Source organism: Polaribacter sp. R2A056_3_33 (assembly GCF_019278485.1).
GTDB lineage: Bacteria > Bacteroidota > Bacteroidia > Flavobacteriales > Flavobacteriaceae > Polaribacter.
The window spans coordinates 1,693,044-1,719,953 of sequence record NZ_CP058984.1 but is presented as its reverse complement, the minus strand read 5'-3'; the positions used below and the strand labels follow the sequence as shown (position 1 = coordinate 1,719,953).

Below are 26,910 nucleotides of genomic sequence, written 5' to 3'. Positions count from 1 at the left end.
TTTTCAATAATTTATATAGAAGTGTAATATGTTTTTATTTGAACTATTTTAGTGAATATACTTGGGGCAATCCCAGAGGATATTTACTGAGTTTTAAATTCATGTAGTGGAATAAATATCGTATAAGAATCATCTCCTTTTTTTATGGCAAGACACAGAACCGTTGGTTGATTTTTTTCTACATAAACAAACGGGCGTTCCATACGATTGGGAATTAGAAAACCTCCTTCATTTAATTTTATTTTTTTACGGCTGATTTCATAATTCTTAGCTTTTCCCCAATGCAAACCATCTTTAGAAGTCATTAACCCAATATAAGAATGGGCATGAAAAACAGCATAAAAAGCAGCTTGTTGTTCATCAAACCACATAGACACATCTTCGGTATCTAAATTGCCAATTACAGGGTTGGGTTGAATTTTAAAAGGTCCTGTTGGTGATGTAGAAACAGCAATTGCTTGGTTTCTGATAAACTTTTTCTCATTGGGTTTATCTCCTTTTACAATTAAGTAATACTTACCGTCTTTCCCTTGGTCAATTGCGGGATTCACAGTGATGTTAGCTATGGGTCCAGATGGTTCTATTATCGGAGTTTCCATTCTTTTCCAAGGGCCATTAATTGAATTTGAAACCGCTACTCCTGTTCTCTGATTTTTACGAAGCGTTCCTCTGTCCACGTCTTTTAATGATTTTGTACTTAACGCAACTAAATCATAATTTGTAAAGTTCTTACCGCCTAAATTAGTGGCGATATAATAGAGGTAATATTTGCCTTCAAAATATTTAATTTTAGGATTGTGAGCAGTAATTTCATCCCAATTCCCTTTGCCTCTTCCTTGTAAAACTGTCTCCTTATATTCCCAAGGTCCTTTTGCTGCATTTGATTCTGCATGTGCTATTTCCGAAAAAGTTAGCCATCCATTAAAAGTATAGGCTCTTTTCCATCGGGAATAAAACAAATGATATGTACCTCCTTCATCTTTTATAATAGAACCGCCCCAATTATAATACAAAGAATCACGAAAAACTCCATCTTTTTGCAAAGGCTTCATCATTTTATGAATGTCTAGACTGATCTCTTTTTCTTGTGATACAGCAGTAATAGAACAACTTAACAATACAGTCAATAAAAGGTTTACGAGGAATTTATTCATGTTTTTATGTTTACTTATTTTTAGTTTTTATGCTGACTAAAAAGCCAATCAACCAATGATGGATTTTTCCATGCCAATTCGTACGAATTATGACCAACATCTTTGTAAATAGTGAAACGAGCTTTGTGTTTTTTAAAACGAGTTAAAGATTCAATCATCTCTGTAGAACCAGCAAGTGGCACTGTAGGATCTTTATCACCATGAAAAGCCCAAATAGGAATTCTCTTTATTTTTTTTGCCATCAATGGATCTCCTGCCCCACAAATAGGAACCGCAGCTGCAATTATTTTAGGATAGCGCATCGTAAAATTCCAAGTTCCATAGCCTCCCATAGACATTCCCATTACATAAACACGTTTTTTATCTACAGAATATTCCTGAACCACTTTGTCAAAAATTTCTTTGGCTAATTTCATAGGATCACTCACCGGAATGTCCTTAAATCGATAAGAACCCTCTTTCCAAGGCACATTTACCCACTGTTGTTTATTAGGACACTGCGGCATTAAAATAATACTTGGATGTTCTTTTTGTACTTCAACATCCATCCAACCTGCAACCCAAGGTCTTAATTGTTTTAAATTGTCATTTCCTCTAGAACCTGCTCCGTGAAAAACTAAAACTATGGGATATTTTTTTTTAGGATTGTAATTGTCTGGTAAAAACAATCGATAGGGCATTTTTGCTCCATTTTTATCAGTATAAATATAAGCGTTTGTATTTTGCTCATAAAATGATTTATCTTGTTCTTTAAGATAATCAGTAGAAAAACTATTATCTAAATATAGTGTTTGAGAAAAGACACTTTGAGTAATTAAACATAAAAATAATATGGTTATTTTTTTCATAAACTACTTCATTTCAAAACGAACCAAATAGGTTAATCCTTTCTTTTGAATCATTGAAATTCCCCAACCAGGAACTTCAGTTGCCAAATTTCCATTTTCTAAATGCGGACGATACAAACCTGGTGCCATTGGTATCTTTTTTAAACCGTCTTGTAAAACAGAAAAGTGCTCTCCATCTTTAGAAAAATACAACGTTTTACTAAGTGATGCCAATGAAACAATGCCACCATTTTGATTCCAAATTAAGACTTCGTGACTTTTATCTAACAAATAGCCCTCATGCTTTTTAAAAGGTCCCTCAGGTTGGTCAGCATACGCTGCATTCATTTTTGTTCTTTTCGGCCCTTGTTTTCCATCACTAATAGACCTTCCTTTATAGAATAAACAAACTTTACCATCTCTAACTAACAAACTAGCATCATCAATTCTAAAACTGTCAAAATCTGATGCGACATCACTAATTTCTAAAACCGGATTATTTTCTACTCTAACAAAAGGACCGTCTGGACTGTCTGAAACCGCAAGACCAATCGCTGTTATATCAGTAGTACCATTCCCTTCAAACTCATTATTTTTATTTCCTGGAGTAGGTTTTACACCTGTGTAATACAAGTAATATTTCCCTTTATGAGCTAAGATATTAGGTGTAAAAACAGAATGACTGTCAAACGTGCCTTCCTTTCCTAAATCAAGCGCCATTCCTTGTTCTTGCCAAGTATGTCCTTCATCTTTTGAAGTTGCATACCAAATGGTTGCCCAATAACCTGGAGTAATCGGGCTATCCATGCGGCTGTACCAAATATAATACGCGTCTCCTACTTTGATAATATCACTATTATCTCTTCTATTATACACAGCATCTTTACCAATACCTGTGATATCTTGATATGTGAAATTTACAGCCTCTGTCTCTGTTTTTACTTCCTTTTCTATTTTTTTCTCCTTTTTTGTCGTGTTACAAGAAGTGATTAAACTTACGAATATGATTACAATTCCTAATTTTATTTTATGCATTTTATTTTAATATTAAGGTTGGTTACAGATGCTTTTTTTAATTCTAATTTCACTAAATAAGTAGGTTATTTAATTTTTTTGGCTATTTTCTTAGCTAAAACTTCGTATCCTTTTTGATTTAAGTGAACACCATCAACAGTGTACTTATAAGCTTTTTTCATTAATTTATTTACATCTATCAAATTCACATTTTCTTCATTTGCAACTTCTCTAACAATAGGAATTACCCATTCATGCAAGTTTGCAATACGTTGCTTTATTTTTGGATCTCTACTTTTTTCATGTTCGTAAATTGGTAACGGAGTTAATACATAAATTTCAGCTTTTTCATTATTACTTTTATAGGCTTTTATCAATTTTTTATATTGACTTTTAAACTCTTCTTGAGGTGTACCTACAAATTCCGTTTTTCTAGTTTCATCTAAACACCACTTTACATTGGCATCGTTGGTACCAAACATAATTAAAACAACATCTGGCGTAAATTTTAATGATTTTTTATATTCCTCCTTTTTAAAATAAGGATGATTTGTTCCATCAAGTAATGTTGCACCACCTTTTCCGAAATTTTTTACTTCGTACTTATTGCCTAGTTTTTCTTGTAAAAATTTCGGATATGTAGCTTCAGTATTACTGTCTCCAACACAAGCCACCTTTTGTAGGTTTTCTGAAAGGGTTGGTTTTCCTTTTAATAAACCTAGATTTTTTAAAAATACATCTGTTTTATAAGCAGTTAAATTGAAGTATTTATTACCCGCTCCTTTTCTAAAAAAATCGCCATTAAAAAACCCATGATCAGCATCTTTAACAGCAACCAATTCACATTCATTACCTGCTTCTTTCATCAATCTAGTAAAACGTTCTGCATTTTCAAAAGGCACCGTTTTATCTTTTGTTCCATGAAAAAGCAACATTGGTGGCATATTTTTTTTAACCTGATGCGTTGGAGAAATTTCTGTTTCTCTACCTGCCACTTTTTTAGCACCATATCCTTTTTCTGTAGTATCTGAAACAGGATTGTAAGCAACTACTGCGTTAGGAACAGAACTTACGGATAAATTTTCATCAGCATTTTCTAATCCCTTTATTACCGCTGTAGTTAATGCCACATGTCCGCCGGCAGAACCTCCACTTGCAACAATTTTGTTGGGATCTATGTTTAGTTTTATCGCATTTTCACGAACCCAACGAATAGCAGATTTACCATCTTCAACGCACTCAAAAGGAGAAGTACCATGCGTATTCTTAATTCTATATTCTGCAGAAATTGCTAAAATACCTCTTGATGCAAAATATTCACTTTGTTGATAAAATTGTTTTGGAGAACCACCTGTCCAACCTCCACCAAAAAAGAAGACTATTGCTGCGGTTGGTTTTTTAGATACTTTAGGTTTAAAAACATGCAGATATAAACTATCTCCATCAATCACTTTGTATAAAATTTTACTATCGGGAGTAATATCTTGTGCTCCAATATTAAAGACTGTACAAACGAGAATTAAAAACGTTACTATTATTTTTTTTGATTTCATTTTATGACGATAATTTTAATACTACTATTATTTTACTTGAAATACACTTGTAATTTCATCAATAGAAACACCATATCTTTTTAGTTCTCTTCAATTCATATTCTAGCTTTTGGTTAAAAAGGAATGAATTTTAAATCTCTTTTTGTTATTCACCAGCTTTTAAATAAAGTACTGAAATATTACCTATGGTTTAAAAGAATCTGTTCTAAAAGGATACGCAGGTAAATCTGCTTCATTTACCAAATTTACATTTGGTTTCCCTGTAAAAGCATAACGAACGTAAAGTGGTTTCTCTACTTCTGAAATTTTTATTACTACTTTATTTCCTTTTAATTTTGCGTCTGCTGGAAACCATTTTCCCGATGCATCTGACAACCAAAAACCTGTTGGAGCTTTGCCATCAGTTGTCTTTAATTTTTTTACATTATTAAAACAAACAACAATAGTGTTCTTTTTTATTTTCACTTTTTTTAAGGTTGGCCCCAACGCTTTTACCTTTTTATTTAAAACATTTTTAAGCGCCATTAAAGACAAACGTTTACCAACGGGTAATTTATCTTTAGGATGAATGTTTTTTACATCACCTAAATCAATCGTATTTATTACCGATGTATTGGGTAATTCTAATGCCTTTAATTGAGATTCTCGCATCCACGCCCAAGAATGTGCGTTTGGACTTTTAGGATCGATATCTTTATCAGTATTTAAAACTTTACCATAACCAGGAAGCATCACTACTTGAAAATTCAATTCTTTATTACCCCAACCTTTTCGGTAACGTTTTATCCATTCTTTAAGTACATCTCCGTATTTTAAGATTCCTGAATTTCTAGAGAACCAAGGTTCTTTTAGCATTCCGTTCATAGATTGGGCATTTCTTTCTCCTTGATACCAAACCAAACCTCTACAAGCATACGGAATTAACGGATGCATCATGGCATTATATAGCACATTTGATTGTCTACGTAAAAAAATATCCTCGTCTTTTTTCCATGGTTTTGGTCCGTCTAAAATAGCTGTTATTCTATTTTTTGTTTTGATGTCTGCATCAAACTCATCCATCATCACTTTAAAATGAGGTACGGTTTCTGTCATATCTCTAGGCATCCACGCTTCAATGGATGAACTTCCCCAAGATGTTAAAATAATACCCACAGGAACATTTGCTGATTTCTCTAAAAAATAAGCGAATGAAAACGCCACTGCACTATTTGGATAATTCACCTCCCAAGTACCTTCGCAAGTGTCTTGTGGTTCTAGTGCCACTGTGTTTTTTACTTTAAAACTTCTTATGTTTTTTGCTGATGGAATTAATTTCTTTACTTCTGGAGCACCGTTTACAGAAAATTGCATGTTCGATTGCCCAGAACAAATCCAAACTTCCCCCACTAAAACATCCGATATTTTTATCGCTTTTTCATCCATCGAAGATGATATAATCATAGTTTTTGGTTCGAAACTTCCTTTTAAAGCCGATAACTTTACACTCCATTTACCATTGGAATCTGCAATAGTTTGTTTTTTATAATTTGCAAAGTGAACAGTAATTGTTGAACCTGCAGCTGCTTTTCCCCAAACAGGAATTGGCATATCGCGCTGCAAAACCATGTGGTCTTTAAAAAGGGAACCCAGTTGAAATGTAGTTTTAGCAATTGATTTTAATACAGGTTTTGTTTCTGCAAAAATAGAAACCTGAACAAACAATACTAATAAAATTATTAAGCAACGAATACTAAAACCAAAATTTCTTTTCATTTATATTTATTCAAAAGTTATCTTAAACACATGAGAACTACTACCATAACCTGGCTTAACCTGAACTCCAGTTGCTAAATACAAATAAGCTGGTTTATCATCAATAAAAAGAATTTGAGCACGCTCTAAATGTCCATCTTTTTTACCTCTGTAAGAAACAGCTTCTTTTAAATATTCTTTGCCCACATAATGTTGTAAATCTTCGTAAGCACGCACTGTTTTTTCTGCAGGAAAAGAATAACCATCTCCAGATTTCCATAACAAACCTCCACCTCTATTTCCTAAGGCACCTCTAAAATCTCTACTCATCATGTATACCGAATCTTTCATAGTAAAAGCATACGCATCTTCTAACGGCATTTTTTCTTCGGTTACTCTTGTTGGGTTATGTATATATGGCCCTTCAACAGAATCAGCAACTATAACTCCATAAGAAAACACATATCCTTTAGGTTCTTTTCTTACCACAGATTTATGATATAAAAGATATTTTCCTTTGTATTTTATTAATGACGGATTAGAAACTCCTAATCTTGCGGTATAATTCCAAACTGTAGCATCTTTAGTTTGACGTAAAATAGTACCATCTGCTTCTCCTCCTTTTGCAGGTCTCCAAGGACCCTTTAAATCGTCTGCAACATACATTACAATACGTTGTGTTTTTAAATCGTCGTTTTCATTTACAATAAAACAAAGCTGATACTCTCCATCAATATTGCTAATTGTTGGGTTGTGTGGCGAATTGAACAAACCATCTTTGTCTGGTACAACCACACCTAGATATTTGAAAGGTCCTTCTGGGCTATCACTTACATAATGACCAATTTCACAATCTTTATACCAACCATTAAAATTAGGTTGCGTTTTTGTAGACCATTGTGCAGCAAATAAGTGTGTTTTTCCGTCTTTGTCTTGTACAGGAGAAGATCCCCAAACGTGCATTCCTTCATTTGATGCTGCATCACCAACATAAGAAATTTTCATTTTTTGACCTTCAGCACTACAACTGAAAAACATAGATAGTACTGTAATTAAAGCGATTTTTAGTAGTTTCATTTTGATAACTATTCTTTTAAATTATTCTTTAAGTTATTTATCATTTAATTGTAAAATAATTAAATAAGCAAGCCTATTAAAATATATTCTTTTTAATTAGGCAACGTAGGTGCCCAATCTTTAATTCGTTGTTTCTGAGTTTTGATAAACTTATTCGTTGATTTAGAATCAAACAATTGACTCATTGGTAATTCTCCTAGATTAATAAGAATTCCTCTAGCTAAAAACTTAATATCTTTATTTTTACCATGCTCTGCAAGGTATTTGATATCATCTGTAAATGGGGCAACTCGATTTCCTAATTCTTCTAATGCGGAAAGAGACAATTTGTTTCCTTCTTTTGCTTGCTCAATCAGCATCGAAATTCCTTTTTCAGGTTGACCAGCCAAAGCAATCGCTTCTGCAGCTGTTGCTGCTACTGAATGCCACTTGTCATCACATGCCATTACTAATTGATTTGGAATAACTTTTAAATTACCATGATATGCCATAGTTGTTAATCCGGAAGTTGCCCAAAAACGGAATTCAGGTCGTTCATGTTTTAAATATTTCAGGAACATTTCTTTATCGGAAACCTTACCTAAAGATGCTTTTTCAACCAAATCATAAAGTTCATTAAATGGATAATTTCCCGTTCTAACCCATTCATAAAGTGAAATACCACGACTTACAAACTCATCTCTCACCGCCTTTGGGAAAAAACCTAAATCGCGGGTTTTTCTAATGTGCATGGAAGCTTCCTTTCGTAAATTGCTTAAAGTTTTTGCATAAGCCAAATCATCAGCCAAATTATTCATATTCCAAGGATCCTTTTTCGAATCAAACAATGCTTCGTTGGCTTTTGGTTCATAATAAGATTTGTATTCTGGTTCACATTCTCCTTTGTGATATAAATCATCCCAAGCATTCTGAGACGGCATTCCCCATTGAAATGATTGTTTTAAGCCATGAACTTTATAAGGTGTATAAAATTTTATGTAATGGAAAGCACCATCATTAATTGCACGAGATGGATCGAAGTGAATTTCTGTATTTGTTCTAAAACTATGAGCGTAAGTACGTTTTTGTGCATCAGGTCCCATAAAAGGTTTTCCTTGCATGTGTTCGGGTATTTTAGCTCCCGTAACATTTAATAAAGTAGGACCAAAATCTACAAATTCTACAATCTGATCGCTTTTTTGACCTTGTTGAGCGGGCAATAAATGTTTCCATTTTTCTGGCGCAGAAATGATTAATGCCGAACGAAAACCAGTTTCATAAGGAAAAGCTTTTCCTCTAGGCAAACTACCTCCATGGTCTGAAAAGAAAAAGATAATGGTATTTTCTAGTAATTTACGTTTCTTTAAATCATCGATAAAAAAACCAACCCATTTATCTGCATCTTGCACTCCATCTAAATGCAATGCATAATCTGCACGCATTTCTGGAATATCTGGCACATGAGATGGAAGGTCTACCTCTTTAGGATTAATTTTTGATGGTTCTCTATTATCTACAGATACAGAAGTAATACGACTCATATGAGTAGTCATGTTATTAAATTGCGCAAAAAATGGTCTCCCCTTTCTATCTGCATCATTATAACTAACATTGGGTTTATCATCAGACAGGTAACCACTCATTTTATCCCAAACCAATGGATAGTATTTCTTTTGGACTTCTTTGGTGATATTGTAATCGGTTTTACCGGCATTTACACAAAAATATCCCTCTTCACGCAAGTACTGAGGAAAAAAGTATTGTTGTGGTACAATATGACCATTTCGATGCCAATCGTTACCGTAGGTAGTAGCATACGAACCACTTATTAAAGAAGAACGAGCAGGAGAACATTGTGGGCCATTGGCAAATGCATTGTTAAAAATTACCCCCTTTTTTGCTAAATAATCTAGATTAGGCGTTTTGATTGTTTTATTACCATAAGCAGGAAAAAGATAAGGGGAAGTATCCTCTACAACCAAAAATAAAATATTAGGCCTATCTATATTTTGAGCCTTGCTACAAATGCAAGAAAACAGCATTAATAATAGGGCAAACTTCAATTTAATTTCATGGTTTTCCATAATTTCTTATATTCTTTATTAATTTCAACTATGACCGCTATTTATTATTTTATTTCCACCTAACTGTAAAATATTTTCAGGCAATATTTAATCTAAAATTGATACCTGATTTCTAAAGAAAATACGCTTTCTTTAATTGTATTTCAATTTCTTCCTGATCTCTAACAACCATCAGCTTGATACTTTCTTTAAAAGAATTTTTATCTAAAACATTTAAAAAATTTGATATATTTTTTATTTTTTCATTTTCAACACTAATAATTACATCATTTTCTTTCAGCTCAGATTTTGACAACTTACTGTTTTTATTGATTTTTAAAATGATTACACCATCTAAAGTATGGGTCCCAAAAGAAGATTGTTCTTCAATATTTTCAATTTCTTTTAATGTTACTCCCAACCATTGTTTCGTTTTTACTTTTTCTTTTTTGGAAGAATTAATTTTTAAATTAGGAATTTCAGGTTGCTTTGCGATTGCTTTCAATTCTCGTTTTTGAACACCGAATTTATCCATAGGGAAATTTTTAAAACCAATTTTCAAGGCTGGAGATTCATCCTTTACAGTAAAATCTCCCATTTTAGGATTTACAAACAAAGGGTTTCCATATAAGCTATTTTTATCTATTCCTTTCTTTTGTGATTTGACTAACGCTTCTTTATTTGGAAATAAATTATAATCTACCTCATTACCCCAATCTTTAATACGTACACTTGCATATTTTCTCATTACAATATTATGTGTAAATACATCTCCACTATTTGTAAACCAAACATGTGGATGAAAAGTATTGTTTACCATAATATTATTCGTCACAGTTCTATAATATCCTTCACGTAATTTTATACCTCTATTCAAACATAAATTATTGTAAATTTTATAATTCGTAGAACCATCATCTAAATCGATATCCCAACCATAATCACAACGGAATCTATTATTTCTAATAATCGTAGTGTGCATTGCATCCCATAAAGGCATCTTACTGTTCTTTTCTACCAAAGCAGCTGTAATATCTCTGTTATGATACCAAAAACGGTCACGTCCCCAAGAATTAAAGGCTCCATGATCACTCGTTTCTAAAACCGTATTAAACACATCGTTATATTCAATAATATGTCCACCCCAAGTACCTTCACTCACATTGATACCTGCACGCGGCACATCATAAATACTATTGTTTTTTACATGAATTTTCATTGCCATAGAGATCTGTACTCCAGCGACTTGTTTTTCAACACGTCCAATTCTATGTATTAAATTATTTTCTACACTACAGTTAGAAGGGTACAATTCATTTTTAGGACCTACAATAGTATCCATATCTTCTATAGCCACAGATTTAAAATAATCAAACGACGGAGAACGTACTGCCGAAGAGTCCCCTACAAAAGCAATAGCAGATGCACCAGAATCATGTATATGGTTTCCTGTAATTTTTGTATTTCTATTATATCCATTTACAAAAATAACGTTCCCTCCAAGGTTTGTAAATTCACAATCCTTAATAATTATATTTTCTGTAGCATCCAGTAGTAAAGCCCCGCCTCTATAAATTGTCCAATCACTACGTAAAAGAGGTTCATATTCTTCCATAAAGGTTCGTGAAGCATGTTCAAACTTAACTCCTGTTATACTTACATTTTTCACAGGATCTTTTAAATCCCCCTTAATTTCAATCAAATGTTTCAAGACAGTTACTTCAACTTTAGACTTATTGATATCAAAATTATCACTTTTCCAAACATATAATTTATGATTCTTTTTATCTAAATACCACTCTTTTTCACTATCCAATTCTTCAAAAATATTTTCTAGCATTCTATATTTTGAATGCATTTCTGATGGACGATTATTTTGATGACCTCCTATTAAATTTAATTCTCCGTTTTCTTTAACAGATTCTATTTCGTAATGAAAACCACCCCAACGCCCTTTATGCAAAGCATGCACAAAACCACCAATAGGATTTTTCCATTTCTCAATACGATCTTTATCTATTGCATCTGCTGCTGAACCTTGCCAATAACCACCGTTTTCATCATAGTTAGGATATCTTGCTAAGATTTGTTTTTCTCCATTTATAAATAATTGATTAAAATCTAAATTTTCATCAATAGTAGTTACCAAAATATTGTCAGAAAACTGCTCCCATTTCGTTTCAATAACTTTAGATCCTTTAATAGAAACTTTATTCAATCCATCACCAATAATAGAAAGATTATTCAAATAAGGTTTTATTTCTAAAGTTGAGTTTAAATGATATTCTCCTTCTAAAAGACGTATATTAATTTTATCATTCTCCTTCTTTTTAATTAACTTAACACTTTCTAGTGCTTTTTCTATCGTTTTAAAAGGTGTCTCTTTCTCTCCATTATTTGAATTATTTCCTAATGGACTCACATAAATATCTATTTCTTGGTTTTGACAACCAAAACAAATAATAACCAAGAAAGTCAATACATAAAAAGTTGATTTTTTCATAATATTTTTTTGAAGAACCTTGTTTATTTAATGTTATTTATTTTCACCTCACTACCCCACCAATCTTTATTTGGTTCCCAATCTGGAGAAAGCATTTTTTTACGCTGTTTTTCTTGTGCTGGCAGTGACTTTGTTTTTTGTCTTTCTAACCATTTTTTACGAGCCGCTTGATCCCATTCAGCATCAACTTCTGCATAATGCGTATCCATAGATTTTAACCAATCTAAAAGTTGCGTTTGCATTTGTTCTGCAATTTCTGGATTACTTGCTGCAACATCATTACGTTCACCTAAATCTGCTTCTAAATTGTACAATTCAGCATTCAAATTCTCCCAATAATAAATCAGTTTCCATTTTCCTTTTCTAATGATAGAACTTGGTTCTCCACCTTGATTTCCATAATGAGGATAATGCCAATACAAAGGTCTATCGTCAATATTTTCTCCTAATAAAAGTGGTTTTAAACTTACACCATCTTTATGCGCTTCTGGTTTTAAAGACAAACCAGATAAATCTAATAGTGTTGGATATAAATCTACACCAGATACAGGAACTTGAATACTTGCTCCTGTTTGTTTGATCCAAGGAACATCAATAAAATAAGGAACTCTAGTTCCGCCTTCCCATTGGTAGCCTTTTCCTCCTCTTAAAGTTAATTGATTGGTAGAAAAATTATCGCCAGAAGTAACCCCTCCATTATCCGAAGTAAAAACAATAATGGTATTTTTATCTAAGTTTAAATCTTTTAAGGTTTTCATTACCGTACCAATTGCTTCATCTACATGCTCTATTAAACCTGCATATACTGGGTTGTCTTGGTATTTTCTAGCAGGCAAAACACGCTCCATTTCAAAACCAGTTTCATGGATTCCCATTTTTTCGGCTTTGTTTCTATATTTTGTCCATTTTTCTTTTGTAGTTTGAATACCTCCATGAACGGCATAAAAAGAAAGGTAAGCTAAAAAGTGACCATCCTTATTTTTGGTAATAAAATCACTAGTTTCTTGTGCTAACTTCATAGACAAGTTCAACCCTTTTTCTTCTGGTAAATTTGTTAAATATGGATTATTATATGGAGAAAAATATCCACCACTTGGTCCGCCAGCATCGTATCCACCAATATTAATATCAAAACCATGATCTGTTGGTAAAGATCCTTGTGCTTTACCTCCTAAATGCCATTTACCTGCAAAAAAAGTAGCATATCCATTTTCTTTAAAAGCTTCTGCTATTGTAGTTGTGCTCGTATCTAAATGATCTCTATATTCTGGTGGTAATAATTTTGTATACCGCTTACGTTCTTTCCAAGCTTGCCCACTATTTCTTTTTCCTTCAAACTGAGTTATACCATGTCTTGCTGGGTATTGTCCTGTCATTAAACTTGCTCTAGATGGGCTACAAACCGTACAAGCAGCGTATCCGTCTGTAAAAACCGTACCAGCTTTTGCAATTTTATCGATGTTAGGAGTTTCGTAAAACTTACTTCCCATGATACTTAAATCTGCATACCCTAAATCATCTACTAAAATAAATAAAACGTTCGGTTTTTCAGGCACTGTTACTTCTGCTGTTTTAACTACTTTAGAGTTAGAGTTACATGCCATTAACAAACCTATCGTTGATAATAGAATTGCTTTTTGAAATATAAAATTAGTGTTAATGTATTTCATTTATTTAAAGTTTAAATTGTTTTTATTCAAAGGTTATATTATAGTTTCATATCTATTTACAGACATGTTTAAATCTTTATTCATTTATTCGGCATACAACACAGTATCCCAATTATCAGTTCTAAAAGGCAATGCAGGCAATCCTTGTTTATTGTAAAGCGTACCGTTGGCATTATTAGCCCAAACATATCTTGCTGCAACCGGGCTCTTTACTTTAGACGAACTCAAAATAATTATATTCCCGTCTTGTTTTACTTGTGCTTTGTGAAACGTTTTGTTTTCGCCAGCAATATAAAATGCTGGAATTTTACCCATATTGCCGCCCGCTGAATGCAATTTAGAACCTGGTGTTTCAAAATTAATTACCAAATTTTGTCCTTCTGTTTTAAAAGATTCTAAAGAAGGTCCTGCATATACAACATCAGTTTTACCATACGTATTATGTAAAGCAATTAAACTTAATCTACGACCAACTTCTTTTTTTTGAGGCGGATGAATATCATAAAGAGCTCCAATATCTTGCGTCCCTGCAACACCTGTATTTGGCAATTTTAAGGCTTCTAATTGTGCCTCTACTATTTGTGGTACTGCAAATTTATCTGGATAATTGTAAGGTGCTATCTGTACAAAGTAAAAAGGAAAATTACCAATATTCCATTTATCTCTCCAACTAGAAATCATATTCGGAAAAAGTGTTTTATATTCTTTCCAGTTTCCAACATTTGACTCTCCTTGATACCAAATTGCCCCTTTTATCTTAAAATTGATTAAAGGAGAAATCATACCATTATATAGATTCGAAAATTTCTTTTGTCCTCCGTTTTCTAAAGCTACTTTTTCAACGCCTTCTTTTGGAGTCCAAGGTTCTACTCTGGTTCCTCCCCATGCAGACTGAATTAAACCAACCGGCATTTTTAATTTTTCTGATAACTGTTTTCCATAAAAATAACCAACTGCAGAAAACTTTAAAACAGTTTCTGGTGTACATACTATCCATTCACCCTCACAATCTTCTAACGGCGTAGTCGATTTTTTCTTTTTAACTAAAAACATACGAATGTTAGGATGATTTGCTTTTAGTGATTCTTCATAAAAATTTACAATTGGTTTTTGATTATTTTTAAAACCCAATTCTCTTTCCATATTAGATTGCCCAGAACACAACCAAACTTCTCCGAATAAAATATTATTTATGGTTTGTTTAGTAGAACCACTTATTTTTAATTTTCCATTTTTTCCGGCTTTTGGTGTAGCTACAAATACCTGCCATTTACCATCTTTGCTAGTTGTTGTTTTTACCGATTTAGTCCAAGAAGGATTTACAGTAACACTCTGCCCTGGCGTATCCCAACCCCAAATCTTTACATCTGTAGCTTGTTGCAAAAGCATATTATCCGATAAAATAGAGGGTAACTTGGTTTGCGCTACCATTGCTTCTGCACCTATAAGGAGCGAAAAACAAAATAAAATATTGAATGAAAACTGTTTCATTTTAATTGTTTTTAATGACATCAATTGCTGTAAATATTATTTAAAACTAATTTTAAACACGTGAGAGCTGCTACCGTAACCTTCTTTTACCTGAACACCTGTTGCTAAGTAAAGATAAGCTGGCGCACCATCTATTAATAGTACTTGTGCCCTTTCTAAATGCCCATCTTTTTTACCTCTGTGTGCTGTTCCTTTTTCTAAAGTTTCTTTTCCAAGATAATGTGCTAAATCTTCGTAACCTCTCTTTGCATTTTCTTTTGGAAAAGTAAACCCATCTGCAGAACGCCATAAAATACCACCTCCACTATTTCCGAATGTACTTCCAAAATCACGACTAAACATAAATACAGAGTCATTTGCAGTATATGCAAATGCATCTTCTAATGCCATGTTTGGTGGGGTAACCTTTTCTGCATGAATCTCATAAGGACCTTCTAATTTATCTGCTACTGCAACACCATATGTATATGCACCTCCTCTTTTTTCTCTTGGGATAACAGATTTGTGATACATAAGGTATTTCCCTTTGTATTTTATTAACGACGGGTTAGAAACCCCTAAAATTGCTTTATAATTCCATTTTGTAGAATCTGTTGGTTTTCTTAAAATTGTTCCATCAGCTTCTGCTCCTTTAGCAGGTCTCCAGGTATCGTTAAGGTCATCTGCTACATACATTACAATTCGCTGTGTTTTTAGTTTATCATTTTCATTTACAATAAAACAAAGCACATATTTACCATCTATATAATTAACTGTTGGGTTATGTGGTGAGTTAAATAACCCGTCTTTATCCTCTACTGCAACTCCTACATATTTAAAGGGACCTTCTGGACGATCACTTATATAATGTCCAATTTCACAATCTTTGTACCAACCATTAAAATTCTTTTGGGTAGCAGTAGACCATTGCGCTGCAAATAAATGCACTTTTCCATCTTTGTCTATTACAGGAGACGAACCCCAAACATGCATACCTTCATTTTCTGCTGCAACTCCAATATATTCTAATTTCATGTTCTCTGAAAAATGACTCTGAGGTAATGAATTTTTACTCTTACAACCAAAGTTTAAATTAATTAACAATACAATTATTGCAAACATTTGGATCTTCATATTCTTCTATTTTTAGTGTTTTATTTTATTAATTTATTTATATTATATATTCTAAAGTTACTTACTAGTAAAATAGAGACAAAGTATAAAAATACTTATTCTTATTTTATACAATGGGGTTATTTTGATTACAGAACAGGGTAATTATGTCTCGTTATCACCTAAAAAAACGCCCAACAGTATTAATTAAAAATAAAAATCATGATTATTACTCCAAACATGACACACAAACTATAAACCAACTTATTTTTATATGTTTACTATTGATAAGAAACATTTAAAACATTTTACTTAAAAGCTAGTGAAAAAATCACTCCTAAATTTCCAAAAGAATTTAGTGCATATTGGGCACAAATAACATCTAGTAGAAATTGTAATACCACTGCGTGGTTTGTGCATCAATAACAAGTTTTAAAAATAATATTCACATTTAAACTTTAAATTCTATAGTTTTTAGATATAACTGTTGTAGTTTTACTATGCAAAAAATAAGTTTTCTAAAAAGATGAATATTCCAAAAGTAGATTTACCTAGAGTGGTAATAGTTGGTGGTGGTTTTGCAGGTTTAAATCTTGTAAAAAAATTAAGGAAGTTGCCAATACAATTAGTGATGCTAAATAAGCATAATTACCATGCTTTTCAACCATTACTATATCAAGTATCTACTTGTGGAATAGAGCCAGATTCAATTGTGTATCCACTTAGGATGTTTATTAAACGACAGAAAAATTTTTATTTCAGATTAGCAGATGTTAAAAGTGTTGATCCAGTAAATAAAATATTAACAGCAGATATTGGAGACCTCTCTTATGATTATTTAATTATAAATACAGGTACAAAGACAAATTTCTTTGGCAATAAGCAAATAAAAAAATATGCTATGCCAATGAAAACAATTCCACAAGCATTAAATTTACGTAGTTTAATCTTACAAAATTTTGAAAAGAGTACTATTGTTGCTTCCAACGAAGACAAAAAATTCTTATTAAACTTTGTTATTGTAGGTGCTGGACCAACTGGTGTAGAATTAGCAGGTGCAATTGCTGAATTTAGACAAGGTGTTTTGCCTACTGATTTTCCAGATTTAGACCCAGAACTAATGCAAATTCATATTTTAGAAGGCGCCGATAGAGTTTTACCTCCAATGAGTTTAAAATCTTCTAAAAAAGCCACAGAAGCATTAAAAAAATTAGGCGTAAAAATACATACCAATACAATAGTAACAGATTTTGATGGTAAATTAGTTAAAACCAAAGATGGAAAAGAGTTTAAAACTAGAACTTTAATTTGGTCTGCAGGTGTAACTGGTAATTTATTAAACGGATTTCCTGAAACAAGTTATAATCCTAGAAGTAATCGTTACTATGTAGACGAATTTAACAAAGTAAAAGGGTATGAAGATGTTTTTGCTTTGGGTGATATTGCTTTAATGCAAAGTGAATCTTACCCTAATGGTCATCCACAAGTGGCGCAACCAGCAATACAGCAAGCTAAATTACTTTCAGCTAATTTTAGTAAAATATTGAAAGGAAAAACAAATCTTAAGCCTTTTAAATATAATGACAAAGGCTCTATGGCAACCATAGGTAGAAACAAAGCAGTTGCAGATATATGGAATCTTCAATTTAGTAATTTTTTAGCCTGGTTAATTTGGATGTTTATTCATTTAATGTCTTTAGTAGGTTTTAGAAATAGATTGGTAGTCTTTTTAAATTGGGTATATAATTATACTAGTTATAATAAAGCTTCGAGGCTAATTATAAGAAGGTTTAGTGTTAGTTCTAGACGTGTAAGAACAAATTCTGAGTTATAAAATTAAAGCCTCTAAAACATATGTTTTAGAGGCTTTAATTTATTCTTTAATTTAATTTTGGTCTAATCCACATACAATGTCCACCACCTGGCGCCATTACTGCTTTTATAACATCTCCTTTTTTAACGATACCTTTTCTTATTTGATACGCTTCTGGGTTATTCATACCATGTGTCTCTTTTGTATCTTCATAATACGTAACCGTATAACTTTTTCCTTCTGCTAAAAAGTCTAAATTAATATCTAAAGCAGCTCCTTTTTTACTTGCTACAGAACCAATAAACCATTCTTCATTAAACCTTCTTGCTGTAGAAATATGATCGTCTATTTTGCTACTTAAAACACGACTCTCATCCCATTTACCTACAGGCATTTTTTCAATAAATTCAAAAAGATCTGCTTTTTTAGCATATGCTTCTGGTGAATCTGGAAGACAAACCAACCCACTAAAAATAACCAATGTTCTTGCAGCTTCTGAAACTACTGTTGAGAAATACGTATTTATCTTTTTTGGGCCTTTTAATCGATCTCCTTTATTAATTCCTATCAGATCAAAGTTTCCATTATTCATATCTAAAGGACCTTGAATTGCATTAATTAATGCCATTTTAATAAAAGTTTCTGGCGTAAATGCTTTTCTAGAATCTTGTTGTGCATGACAATATTCTCTAGTAATAGCATTTGGAAAAGTTCTTTCCATTCCTGTAAAAGGAACTGGTGAATCATGAAAGTCTACTAATAAATGGTTTTTTGCACTTTGTTGAATTGCATCACTTGTAAATGAAACGTTATTCCCCATAAAACCATATTTAATACCGCTCATACCTAAAGAAGCATAATGAGAAAACAATTCATCATCTCCATAATCTCCTTTATGTCTATCGTAATACAAGATTAACTTAACACCTTTTGTCTTTGCGTATTTAGAGACCTTTTCTAAATCTAATTTTTCTGTAACCTCAAAGTGACCTTTAGTAACTTTTGTAAACCAATTGGCATCAATTAAAAAATACTTAATATTTTTTTCTACAGCAAAATCAATAAATCTGATGTAACTTTCTGTATCTACTCCGTATACAAAACCATCTTCTGTTTTATAATCATGCACTCTCCAATCCCAAAGCGTTTTACCTGGTTCAATCCAAGAAGTATCTTCTATTTGATTTGGCGTTGCTAAATTAAGAGGAACAGTATTCGTTACTAAATCGCCTATTTTTTCTTCAACTAAAATCACCCGCCATGGCGTGGTTACTTTTGTACCTTTTAATGTTGTTTTGTTGGTAGCTACAAGGATATTTTTATCTGTATTGAACTTAAATTTGATGGTACCAAATTCTGGAGCTACATATAAATCTGATTCTAATAATGATACATAAGAATTATCAGAATTGGTAACAACCAAAGGCGTCATTAATCTTGGTTGTTTTTTAACTTTCGTTAAGCTTTCAATAGAAATTGGTCCTAAAGGAGGATTTTCTCCGTTTGGTGTATACAGTTCGTTTGTATTACTTAAATTATACTCACAATAAAAAGTAGCTTCATTTCCTTCTTTAAACCCTTCTATTTCGTATCTAAAACCAACTCCTTTATTAAAAACACGTACGTATAATTTGGCTTTTACATTTTCTAATAAAACATCTAAAACAAGCTCATTATACTCGTTTTTAATTTCACTAAATTGACCCCATACTGGTTTCCAACTGCTATTAGAATTATTAATTTCTGTGTTGATTATTTTGGCAGGAATATTCGGCAATATTGAGATAACAGAAGTATCTACAATTAATTTTTCTTGTCTATATAGCTTATACACCACATTACCTGCTACTTCCTCTAATTTAATTTGAACAGATGCATCTGGAGAACCTACACTCATATTATTACTTGATTTACAAGAAGTAAACACACTAAAAAGGAAGATTAGTAACATAAACATAGAAAATAACCTTTCTTGCCTAGTACTAATACTTTTTTTATTTAATTGTAATTTCATTTTTTATAATTTATTACTTTTTAATATTCATAATTTTACTCCATTTAAAAAAACCATTATTATAGTCACCATCACACGCTTTTAAAAGCAATTTTTTAAGTGTGTTGTATTTTTCTGGATGCTCTCTAGATAAATCATTTTCTTCTTTAAAATCTGTTGGTAAATAATATAAATTAAATGCTTTTTTATGATTGTAATATCTAATTTTCCAACCATCATTTGTAATTAATGTGGGACCTATAAACGAAGAAAACACGACATAATCATGTTCTACCTTCTTTTTACTACCTAATAATTCATCATAAAAAGAAATTCCATCAACTTTTAGTTCTTCAGAAAAACCAGCAATTTCTGCTACAGTTGGTAGTATATCATACCCAGCAACCAGACGTTTACTTACCGTTTTAGGAGCTATCTTTTGAGGCCACCTTACAATTAACGGAACATTAATACCTCCTTGTAAATTACTTCTCTTTAAACCTGCTCTTCCACCATTTCCATCAAAAACATCACCAGCTAATTCGCTATAATACTTTCTATCATAGTCATTAAAACGTTGTTTAGTATATCTGTTTGTGTACTTTTTATCAATTCTACCTTCTTTAGCATAATAAATTTCATGTCCGTTGTCTGCACTAAATATTACAATGGTATTATCATCAATTCCACTACTTTTAAGCTCGTTCATGATTTCTCCTACATTATCATCTAATAATTTTACCATAGAAGCATACTCTTTTTCTATTTGTGTTAACCTACTGTCATTTATAAAATCATCGTGAACTTTAGGTATAGAAACAGGGCCGTGTGGTAATTGTGTAGGAAAATATAAGAAAAATGGTTTGTCTTTATTTTTTCGGATAAACGTAGTAACACTATCCATAAAAATATCTTGAGAGTATGTTTTTTTACCCGTCATATCCCAACGTTCTTTATACGCTTCTGGCGTTTCTGGCTCTATAGATTTTGCACAATTTATTAAAGTATTGCCTTCAATTTTCACCAATCCATCATTACCAAATAAATAAGGAGGATAAAAACCATGTGCTCTAGCATGATCTAAATAACCAAAATAATGGTCCCATCCATGTCTGTTCATTTGTTGATGTGTAGCTGCAAAACCCCATTCTAATTTTCCGTATTGTGCTGTAACATATCCTGCTTTTTGAGCTACTTCTCCTAAAAACAAATCTTCTTTTGGAATAGGAGTTAGAATCTTATTAATCTTTGCCTCTATTTCTTCTGGAGAAAAACCTTCATGTCCGGCTTTTTTATAAATTCCTGCTTTAGATATTTCAAAAGAAGTTGCGTGTGTATCTGTTTTACCTGTAATTAATGACGCTCTTGACGGTGCACAAAGCATGCTCGAATAAGAGTTTTTAAACCTCATTCCTTCATTTGCTAATTGATCAATATTAGGTGTTGTTATAATTTTTTGCCCTTCATGACCTAACATACCAATTCCTAAATCATCGGCATAAATAAGGATGATATTCGGCTTGCTTTGTTGCTGTTCTTTTTTATCACAAGAAAAGAAAATAACAACCAATAACATTATTATTTTAAAAGAAGCATAGCTATTTTTCATCTTTGTTTAAAATTTAGGTTGATACATTTGATTCGCTTCTGCTTCAATTTCAATAATTTGGTCTTTATATTGAATTTTACAAATTCCGCCTAGTTTAGACGTTTCCTGTAATACTCAATAGTATTTTACACATAGTTAACTATTACGTTTTTTAAATCTAATTATATACCATAATTTCGAAATTAAAATTGTTTATCAAAAAAACAATAATCCACTTACAATTATTAATTAATAATTGCTTCTATCTGTTTCCAGTGGTCCATACCTTCATTTGTTTGAACAACCCCTTCAGTACTTCTTCCTTCTAAAATAATTTTCTTTAAAGCTGCTTTTAATTCTGCTGCTTTTTTAGGATAACTTGCAATTAGGTTTTTAGTTTCTGAAACATCTTCTTTGATATTAAACAATTGCATTTCAGGTAAATCTAATTTTTTCTTTTTTATCTCTTGTGGTTTTGGGTAACTCCACCCAGCAGAACCTTGCGTTAAACACAGTTTAAAATCTCCATGTTTTATGGCAAATGAACCATCTATAGAATGATACACAATATATTCTCTTATTTCTTTTGTCTCTTTATTGGTTAATAATGGTAACATACTGTAACTATCTTCACCTTCTGTATCTTTAATTTTATAACCAGCAATATCTGCACAAGTTGCAAAAAAGTCTGTTGTACCAATTGTTCTATCTGTACTTACATTCTTTAATGCTTGGTTAGGCCATTCTATAATAAAAGGTACATGATGCCCTCCTTCATAAATATCTGCTTTCATACCTCTAAACACATAACTAGGATCGTGATTAAACTTTTCTAATTCTTTAAAATCTGCTTTTGGCGAGCATCCATTATCACTTGTAAAAACCAACAAGGTATTTTCTGAAATACCCATTGCTTTTAGTTTTTCTCTAATTTGACCAACCACATCATCTACCTGCAATACAAAATCGCCATACTCATTCGTTTTACTTTTACCTAAAAATTCATCCGAAGGTAAAATTGGTGTATGAGGTGCTGGTAAAGGCAAATACAAAAAGAAAGGTTTATCTCCACTTGCATTATCTCCTATATAATTAATAGCTCTATCTGTTAAATCTTGTAATACTGTTTGATGTACAAAATCATCTGAAGTTGGTCCTTTTCTCCACACTCCCTTAGAATCTTTATTTTGGGTGGTTTTTGTAGGTACCATGGTTGGCATGTCATTTTCTACATATACATAAGGCGGCATATCTAGAGAACCACAGAAACCAAACGAATAATCGAAACCATGCGTAGATGGACCATTCTTAATAGGTTTTGTATAATCTACATCTTGTATTGTATGCAAATTATTGATGGTTTCTTTTTGTTCTCCATTAAAAGTCCAATCCCACCCCATGTGCCATTTACCAATATAAGCAGTCTTATAGCCTTGGTTTTTTAGCACATCTGCAACTGTTGTTCTGTCTGGTGTAATTAATGATTTTGAATACCCACCTAAAACTCCACTTTTTAAGCTACTTCTCCAATTATAACGACCTGTTAAAATACCATATCTTGTTGGTGTACAAACAGCAGAAGAGGTATGTGCATCTGTAAACATTACGCCATTAGACGCCATTTTATCTAAATTTACAGTTGGTATTTTACTCTCTGGATTAAAACTACTCACATCTCCATACCCTAAATCATCAGCAAGAATGTAAATTATATTTGGTTTTTTAGAAACTACTTTTTCGTCTTTTGTTTTTACATTAGAACTACTACAAGCAGAAAAAATTAATAGAGATAATACTATTAAATGACAGCTATACTTATTCATTTTATATTTAATTTTAAAAAATTATTTTCTTTTTTTTAATGCTAATGCTCTTGTTTCTAAAGGAAATTCTGCGCTTTCTGTTCTCACATTTTTTAAAATTGAAAGCATTTCATTCAACTTTTCTGGATATTGTTTTGCAAGATTATTTTGTTCTCCAATATCTGATGACAGATTATATAATTCTGGTTCTTTTTCTAATAGCCAAACCATTTTCCAATCGCCTTGCCTAATGGCTTGTATAGGACCTTGGCGCTCATTAAACTCCCAATATAAATATTCATGTTTTGTTTGATCTTTTGTTCTCCCTAATAACTCAGGAGCAAAAGAAATTCCGTTGATGTCTTTATTTTCTGGAGTAACACCTGCTAAATCACAAACTGTTGGTAAAAAATCCCAAAAAGCAGAAATATGTTCACTTTTAGTGGCAGCTGCAATTTTTCCTGGGTATCTAGCAATTAAAGGAACTCTAATTCCTCCTTCATATAACTCACGTTTACCGCCTCTTAAATCTCCATTGCTATTAAAAAATTTGTCTCTTTTTTCAAACTCAGGACCATTATCACTAGAAAAGAAAACAATGGTATTATCATCAATCCCTAATTCTTTTAACTTCTCTAATAATTTACCAATATCTCTATCCATACGAGAAACCATACCTGCATACGTTGTGTTTCCCTCTGGATCATTTTTATAATGCCCTTTGGTATTCATTTTACGTTTTGGCCATCCTAAATCCAAATATTGTTTCTTAGAATCTTCTGGAACCGTTATCTCTAAATGTGGTAATGTTAATGCCATATAAAGAAAAAATGGATTATCTTTTTCTCTCTCTACATAACTAAGTGCTTCGTTTACAAAAACATCATGTGTGTATTTACCTTGTTTTAACAAAGGTTTGTTTCCTTTAAGAATATAAGGATCATTATTTAAATACAGGGTATCTGCATAATAATGGTGTGCCTGACCATGTTTTTTATATCCTAAAAAATAATCGAAACCATGTTCTGATGGAAAATTACCATCGTTGTTACCTTCAGACAATCCCCATTTACCAATAACAGCAGTTTTATAACCAACTTTTTTAAGTTCATTAGCAACGGTTTTTTCATGTCTTTTTAAATTGACAGGATTTCCACTATTGGTCCAAACTGGGTTTCCTCTTACTGTTGCATGTCCTTGATCATAACCGGTTAGCAAACTTGCTCGAGATGGCATACATACTGTAGATCCAGAATAATGATTGGTAAAAATCATTCCTTCCTTAGCCATTTTATCTAAATTGGGGGTTTTAATTTTATTCTGCCCATAAGGACCTATATCTGCATACCCTAAATCATCTGCCAGAATATAAATGATATTAGGCCTAGTATTTTTAGTTATACTATTTTTTGTATTTACATTTTTAGTAAACTTACAAGAAGTAAGTAATAGTAAAATAAAAATAAATCTTATCGTCTTCATTAGAAATATATAATTTAAAATAAGAAATGGTTTTTAATTGGCTACTTGCTAAAGAATAGTTTTTTTATTCAAAAAAAATAAAATATTCTTATAGCACATTTTATTTTTATTGCAACATTAGAGCTCCTTTTAAAAACATAATGAACCTCTTTTTACTATTTCCCCCAGAAAACAACACTAAAGCAAAACTAATTACTTTATAAATAACATGCTTCTCATTTGAGGTATATAAATGTTGCATGCCACTCAAAACATCGTTAATTTAATAAAACCTAAGCCCCACTATTTTAGAGGATAGCAATTTAAAGGTCTTTTTGTAAGTTAAAGAATTACTATAGTAGAAAAAAAATACCATTAAAATCTAATATTATCTTTTTACACATAAAAAAACAGCACCTTTAAAAGATGCTGTTTAACTAATATAAATATATGTTTTAATTACTCTTTAACGATCTTATATGTTTTAGAAAATTGAGCACCGTTTAATTTTATCATATAAATACCTCTTGAAAAATTAGTTAAATTAACTTCAATTTCTCTAGTATTACTAGGAACGCTATCACTTAAAATTCGCTGTCCGTTTATATTATAAACTTCATATTGATTAAATGTAGAAACAGCTGCAGAAATGGTAAAAACATCAGCAACCGGATTTGGAAACAGATTTACTTTAATATTTTTATGATCATTTACAGACAAATTCTCTTCTCCAAGAAAAACTTGCACCTCTGCCAATGTTAACGCAGCTGTAGCATTTAATTGCACTTTAACGATTCTTCCTTTTACGTTTCCGGCATTCATAGTAACCGAAGGATCTGGAAAGCTTGTAAATGTCTTTGAAAAAACTTCTGTACCAGCATCATTTGTAACAGACACGGTAAAGTTTGACATGTTGGCTTTACAACATCCATCTGTTCTATTAAACACATTAATATCTCCAATTACTTTATCAGTACCTAAATCTACTTGCCACCAAGGGTTTTCTTCACCATTAGTAACGGAAACAGAACCACCTCCGTAATTACCATTTGTATCTCCATCTATGGCAAGAGAAGCCTCTTTATTATAAGAAGGGTTTGTAGATGATTGTGTTGCGGTACCCGTACTTGCTAAATTAATTATAGGCTTTAAATACTGAGACATGTAATAATAATTGGTATTGGTTAACGCTCCAGTATTTAAATAGATATTATTCCCAGAATTGTATACAACTAAGCCATCTACTTTATTTGCTATTGCTGCCTCTACTTTATTTACGGTTCCACTTCCAGAATCATTATTTGCTTCAGAATCCCACATAGGTAAGTTTTCTGCATCGGCAAGCGCTCTAAAATCATCCCATAAGCCATCATTATGACCTAAATTATGAGAGGTTGCCACCGTAATATAATCGGCTATATTGGTGTTTTTAAACATATCTATAGCGGCAGGAAGTCCCCAAGTACAAGGCCCAACTAATGCTGCTCCATTTAAACCATGAGTAGACAGCCTTTGATAGATTTCATTAATTTGATTGATACTCCATGTACTATTTGTTGCTCTCCCATCTTCATTAAACGGATTCATCCATTTACAGTTTGGGTATTCATTTGAAAATTCTATTATTCTATTAACTAATTCATCTGTTGCTTCTTGCTTACCATTTACAGAACTTGTATTTGAAAGTGAATGATTTGCAATTCTAATACCACCACCACCTTGTGCAGGATTGGCAAAAATATGAAAGCCTGCAGATAAAGCTTGTTCGTAAAAATACTTCATAATAGCAGGTTGAGGATTCACACTCACTCCGGTATTAGCATCTCTAGGAAAAATAGGAATACGTATTCCATTAACTTTCATCGTCTTAAAACCTTTTAATAAATTATCTGCTTGTTCTTGGGTGGTAACTGCCCCTGTAATAAAGCGCTGCTTTACATCACCTAAAACATAATCCATATCATTGGTATAAATAGTTTGGCAAAATGCGTTACTATTCAATCCAAAAATGATGAAAGCAAATACTGTATTAAAAATTATTTTAAGTTTGTTTTTAAACATCTATTTTATTTTATATTCATTTTTTTAAGAAACCA

General features: G+C 32.0%; 17 protein-coding genes. 1 reads left to right on the top strand and 16 read right to left on the bottom strand.

Going from position 1 to position 26,910, the window contains the following annotated elements; translation table 11 throughout:
- Window positions 1–83 precede the first annotated feature (83 nt).
- From H0I29_RS07305 to H0I29_RS07255, 11 genes are all read right to left on the bottom strand, one after another.
- Window positions 84–1,154 carry a glycoside hydrolase family protein gene (locus H0I29_RS07305; protein WP_218754936.1) on the bottom strand — a complete coding sequence of 357 codons (1,071 nt, stop codon included), beginning with the start codon at window positions 1,152–1,154 and terminating at the stop codon, window positions 84–86.
- A 20-nt stretch (window positions 1,155–1,174) separates the two neighbouring features.
- Window positions 1,175–2,002 (bottom strand): prolyl oligopeptidase family serine peptidase, encoded by an 828-nt coding sequence (locus H0I29_RS07300; RefSeq protein WP_218754935.1) that lies wholly within the window; start codon window positions 2,000–2,002, stop codon window positions 1,175–1,177.
- Window positions 2,003–2,005: 3 nt separating this feature from the next.
- On the bottom strand, window positions 2,006–3,016 hold the full coding sequence (locus tag H0I29_RS07295; RefSeq protein ID WP_218754934.1) for a family 43 glycosylhydrolase: 1,011 nt from the start codon (window positions 3,014–3,016) through the stop codon (window positions 2,006–2,008).
- 65 nt (window positions 3,017–3,081) lie between these two features.
- Window positions 3,082–4,548: a GDSL-type esterase/lipase family protein gene (locus H0I29_RS07290; RefSeq protein WP_218754933.1), complete on the bottom strand. Its 1,467-nt coding sequence runs from the start codon at window positions 4,546–4,548 to the stop codon at window positions 3,082–3,084.
- A gap of 183 nt (window positions 4,549–4,731) precedes the next feature.
- Window positions 4,732–6,303, bottom strand: coding sequence for a sialate O-acetylesterase (locus H0I29_RS07285; RefSeq protein ID WP_218754932.1), 1,572 nt, complete (start codon window positions 6,301–6,303; stop codon window positions 4,732–4,734).
- Between the two features lie 6 nt (window positions 6,304–6,309).
- Window positions 6,310–7,359 (bottom strand): glycoside hydrolase family protein, encoded by a 1,050-nt coding sequence (locus H0I29_RS07280; protein WP_218754931.1) that lies wholly within the window; start codon window positions 7,357–7,359, stop codon window positions 6,310–6,312.
- A gap of 92 nt (window positions 7,360–7,451) precedes the next feature.
- Window positions 7,452–9,422, bottom strand: coding sequence for a sulfatase (locus H0I29_RS07275; protein WP_218754930.1), 1,971 nt, complete (start codon window positions 9,420–9,422; stop codon window positions 7,452–7,454).
- 112 nt (window positions 9,423–9,534) lie between these two features.
- Window positions 9,535–11,904, bottom strand: a complete 2,370-nt coding sequence (locus tag H0I29_RS07270; RefSeq protein ID WP_218754929.1) for a PDZ domain-containing protein — start codon at window positions 11,902–11,904, stop codon at window positions 9,535–9,537.
- A 23-nt stretch (window positions 11,905–11,927) separates the two neighbouring features.
- Window positions 11,928–13,574, bottom strand: coding sequence for a sulfatase (locus H0I29_RS07265; protein ID WP_218754928.1), 1,647 nt, complete (start codon window positions 13,572–13,574; stop codon window positions 11,928–11,930).
- A gap of 84 nt (window positions 13,575–13,658) precedes the next feature.
- Window positions 13,659–15,065: a sialate O-acetylesterase gene (locus H0I29_RS07260; protein WP_218754927.1), complete on the bottom strand. Its 1,407-nt coding sequence runs from the start codon at window positions 15,063–15,065 to the stop codon at window positions 13,659–13,661.
- A gap of 36 nt (window positions 15,066–15,101) precedes the next feature.
- Window positions 15,102–16,178, bottom strand: coding sequence for a glycoside hydrolase family protein (locus H0I29_RS07255; RefSeq protein ID WP_218754926.1), 1,077 nt, complete (start codon window positions 16,176–16,178; stop codon window positions 15,102–15,104).
- A gap of 505 nt (window positions 16,179–16,683) precedes the next feature.
- On the opposite strand from H0I29_RS07255, the gene H0I29_RS07250 reads away from it, so the two are divergent.
- The gene (locus H0I29_RS07250) at window positions 16,684–17,991 is read left to right on the top strand and encodes an NAD(P)/FAD-dependent oxidoreductase (protein ID WP_218754925.1); all 1,308 of its coding nucleotides are present in this window, start codon (window positions 16,684–16,686) and stop codon (window positions 17,989–17,991) included.
- A 46-nt stretch (window positions 17,992–18,037) separates the two neighbouring features.
- On the opposite strand, the gene H0I29_RS07245 is transcribed toward H0I29_RS07250, so the two are convergent.
- The 5 genes from H0I29_RS07245 to H0I29_RS07225 form a co-directional block, all read right to left on the bottom strand.
- On the bottom strand, window positions 18,038–19,984 hold the full coding sequence (locus H0I29_RS07245) for a glycoside hydrolase family 97 protein (protein WP_218754924.1): 1,947 nt from the start codon (window positions 19,982–19,984) through the stop codon (window positions 18,038–18,040).
- A 13-nt stretch (window positions 19,985–19,997) separates the two neighbouring features.
- Window positions 19,998–21,572, bottom strand: coding sequence for an arylsulfatase (locus tag H0I29_RS07240; protein ID WP_218754923.1), 1,575 nt, complete (start codon window positions 21,570–21,572; stop codon window positions 19,998–20,000).
- Between the two features lie 224 nt (window positions 21,573–21,796).
- Window positions 21,797–23,374, bottom strand: a complete 1,578-nt coding sequence (locus H0I29_RS07235) for an arylsulfatase (protein ID WP_218754922.1) — start codon at window positions 23,372–23,374, stop codon at window positions 21,797–21,799.
- A 21-nt stretch (window positions 23,375–23,395) separates the two neighbouring features.
- The gene (locus H0I29_RS07230; protein WP_218754921.1) at window positions 23,396–24,835 is read right to left on the bottom strand and encodes an arylsulfatase; all 1,440 of its coding nucleotides are present in this window, start codon (window positions 24,833–24,835) and stop codon (window positions 23,396–23,398) included.
- A gap of 438 nt (window positions 24,836–25,273) precedes the next feature.
- On the bottom strand, window positions 25,274–26,875 hold the full coding sequence (locus H0I29_RS07225) for a discoidin domain-containing protein (RefSeq protein ID WP_218754920.1): 1,602 nt from the start codon (window positions 26,873–26,875) through the stop codon (window positions 25,274–25,276).
- Between the last annotated feature and the right edge of the window lie 35 nt (window positions 26,876–26,910).

Bases quoted from the DNA above. Each gene is read 5' to 3' on its own strand.
- H0I29_RS07305 (WP_218754936.1), bottom strand. From the start codon at position 1,154: ATGAATAAATTCCTCGTAAACCTTTTATTGACTGTATTGTTAAGTTGT.
- H0I29_RS07300 (WP_218754935.1), bottom strand. From the start codon at position 2,002: ATGAAAAAAATAACCATATTATTTTTATGTTTAATTACTCAAAGTGTC.
- H0I29_RS07295 (WP_218754934.1), bottom strand. From the start codon at position 3,016: ATGCATAAAATAAAATTAGGAATTGTAATCATATTCGTAAGTTTAATC.
- H0I29_RS07290 (WP_218754933.1), bottom strand. From the start codon at position 4,548: ATGAAATCAAAAAAAATAATAGTAACGTTTTTAATTCTCGTTTGTACA.
- H0I29_RS07285 (WP_218754932.1), bottom strand. From the start codon at position 6,303: ATGAAAAGAAATTTTGGTTTTAGTATTCGTTGCTTAATAATTTTATTA.
- H0I29_RS07280 (WP_218754931.1), bottom strand. From the start codon at position 7,359: ATGAAACTACTAAAAATCGCTTTAATTACAGTACTATCTATGTTTTTC.
- H0I29_RS07275 (WP_218754930.1), bottom strand. From the start codon at position 9,422: ATGGAAAACCATGAAATTAAATTGAAGTTTGCCCTATTATTAATGCTG.
- H0I29_RS07270 (WP_218754929.1), bottom strand. From the start codon at position 11,904: ATGAAAAAATCAACTTTTTATGTATTGACTTTCTTGGTTATTATTTGT.
- H0I29_RS07265 (WP_218754928.1), bottom strand. From the start codon at position 13,574: ATGAAATACATTAACACTAATTTTATATTTCAAAAAGCAATTCTATTA.
- H0I29_RS07260 (WP_218754927.1), bottom strand. From the start codon at position 15,065: ATGAAACAGTTTTCATTCAATATTTTATTTTGTTTTTCGCTCCTTATA.
- H0I29_RS07255 (WP_218754926.1), bottom strand. From the start codon at position 16,178: ATGAAGATCCAAATGTTTGCAATAATTGTATTGTTAATTAATTTAAAC.
- H0I29_RS07250 (WP_218754925.1), top strand. From the start codon at position 16,684: ATGAATATTCCAAAAGTAGATTTACCTAGAGTGGTAATAGTTGGTGGT.
- H0I29_RS07245 (WP_218754924.1), bottom strand. From the start codon at position 19,984: ATGAAATTACAATTAAATAAAAAAAGTATTAGTACTAGGCAAGAAAGG.
- H0I29_RS07240 (WP_218754923.1), bottom strand. From the start codon at position 21,572: ATGAAAAATAGCTATGCTTCTTTTAAAATAATAATGTTATTGGTTGTT.
- H0I29_RS07235 (WP_218754922.1), bottom strand. From the start codon at position 23,374: ATGAATAAGTATAGCTGTCATTTAATAGTATTATCTCTATTAATTTTT.
- H0I29_RS07230 (WP_218754921.1), bottom strand. From the start codon at position 24,835: ATGAAGACGATAAGATTTATTTTTATTTTACTATTACTTACTTCTTGT.
- H0I29_RS07225 (WP_218754920.1), bottom strand. From the start codon at position 26,875: ATGTTTAAAAACAAACTTAAAATAATTTTTAATACAGTATTTGCTTTC.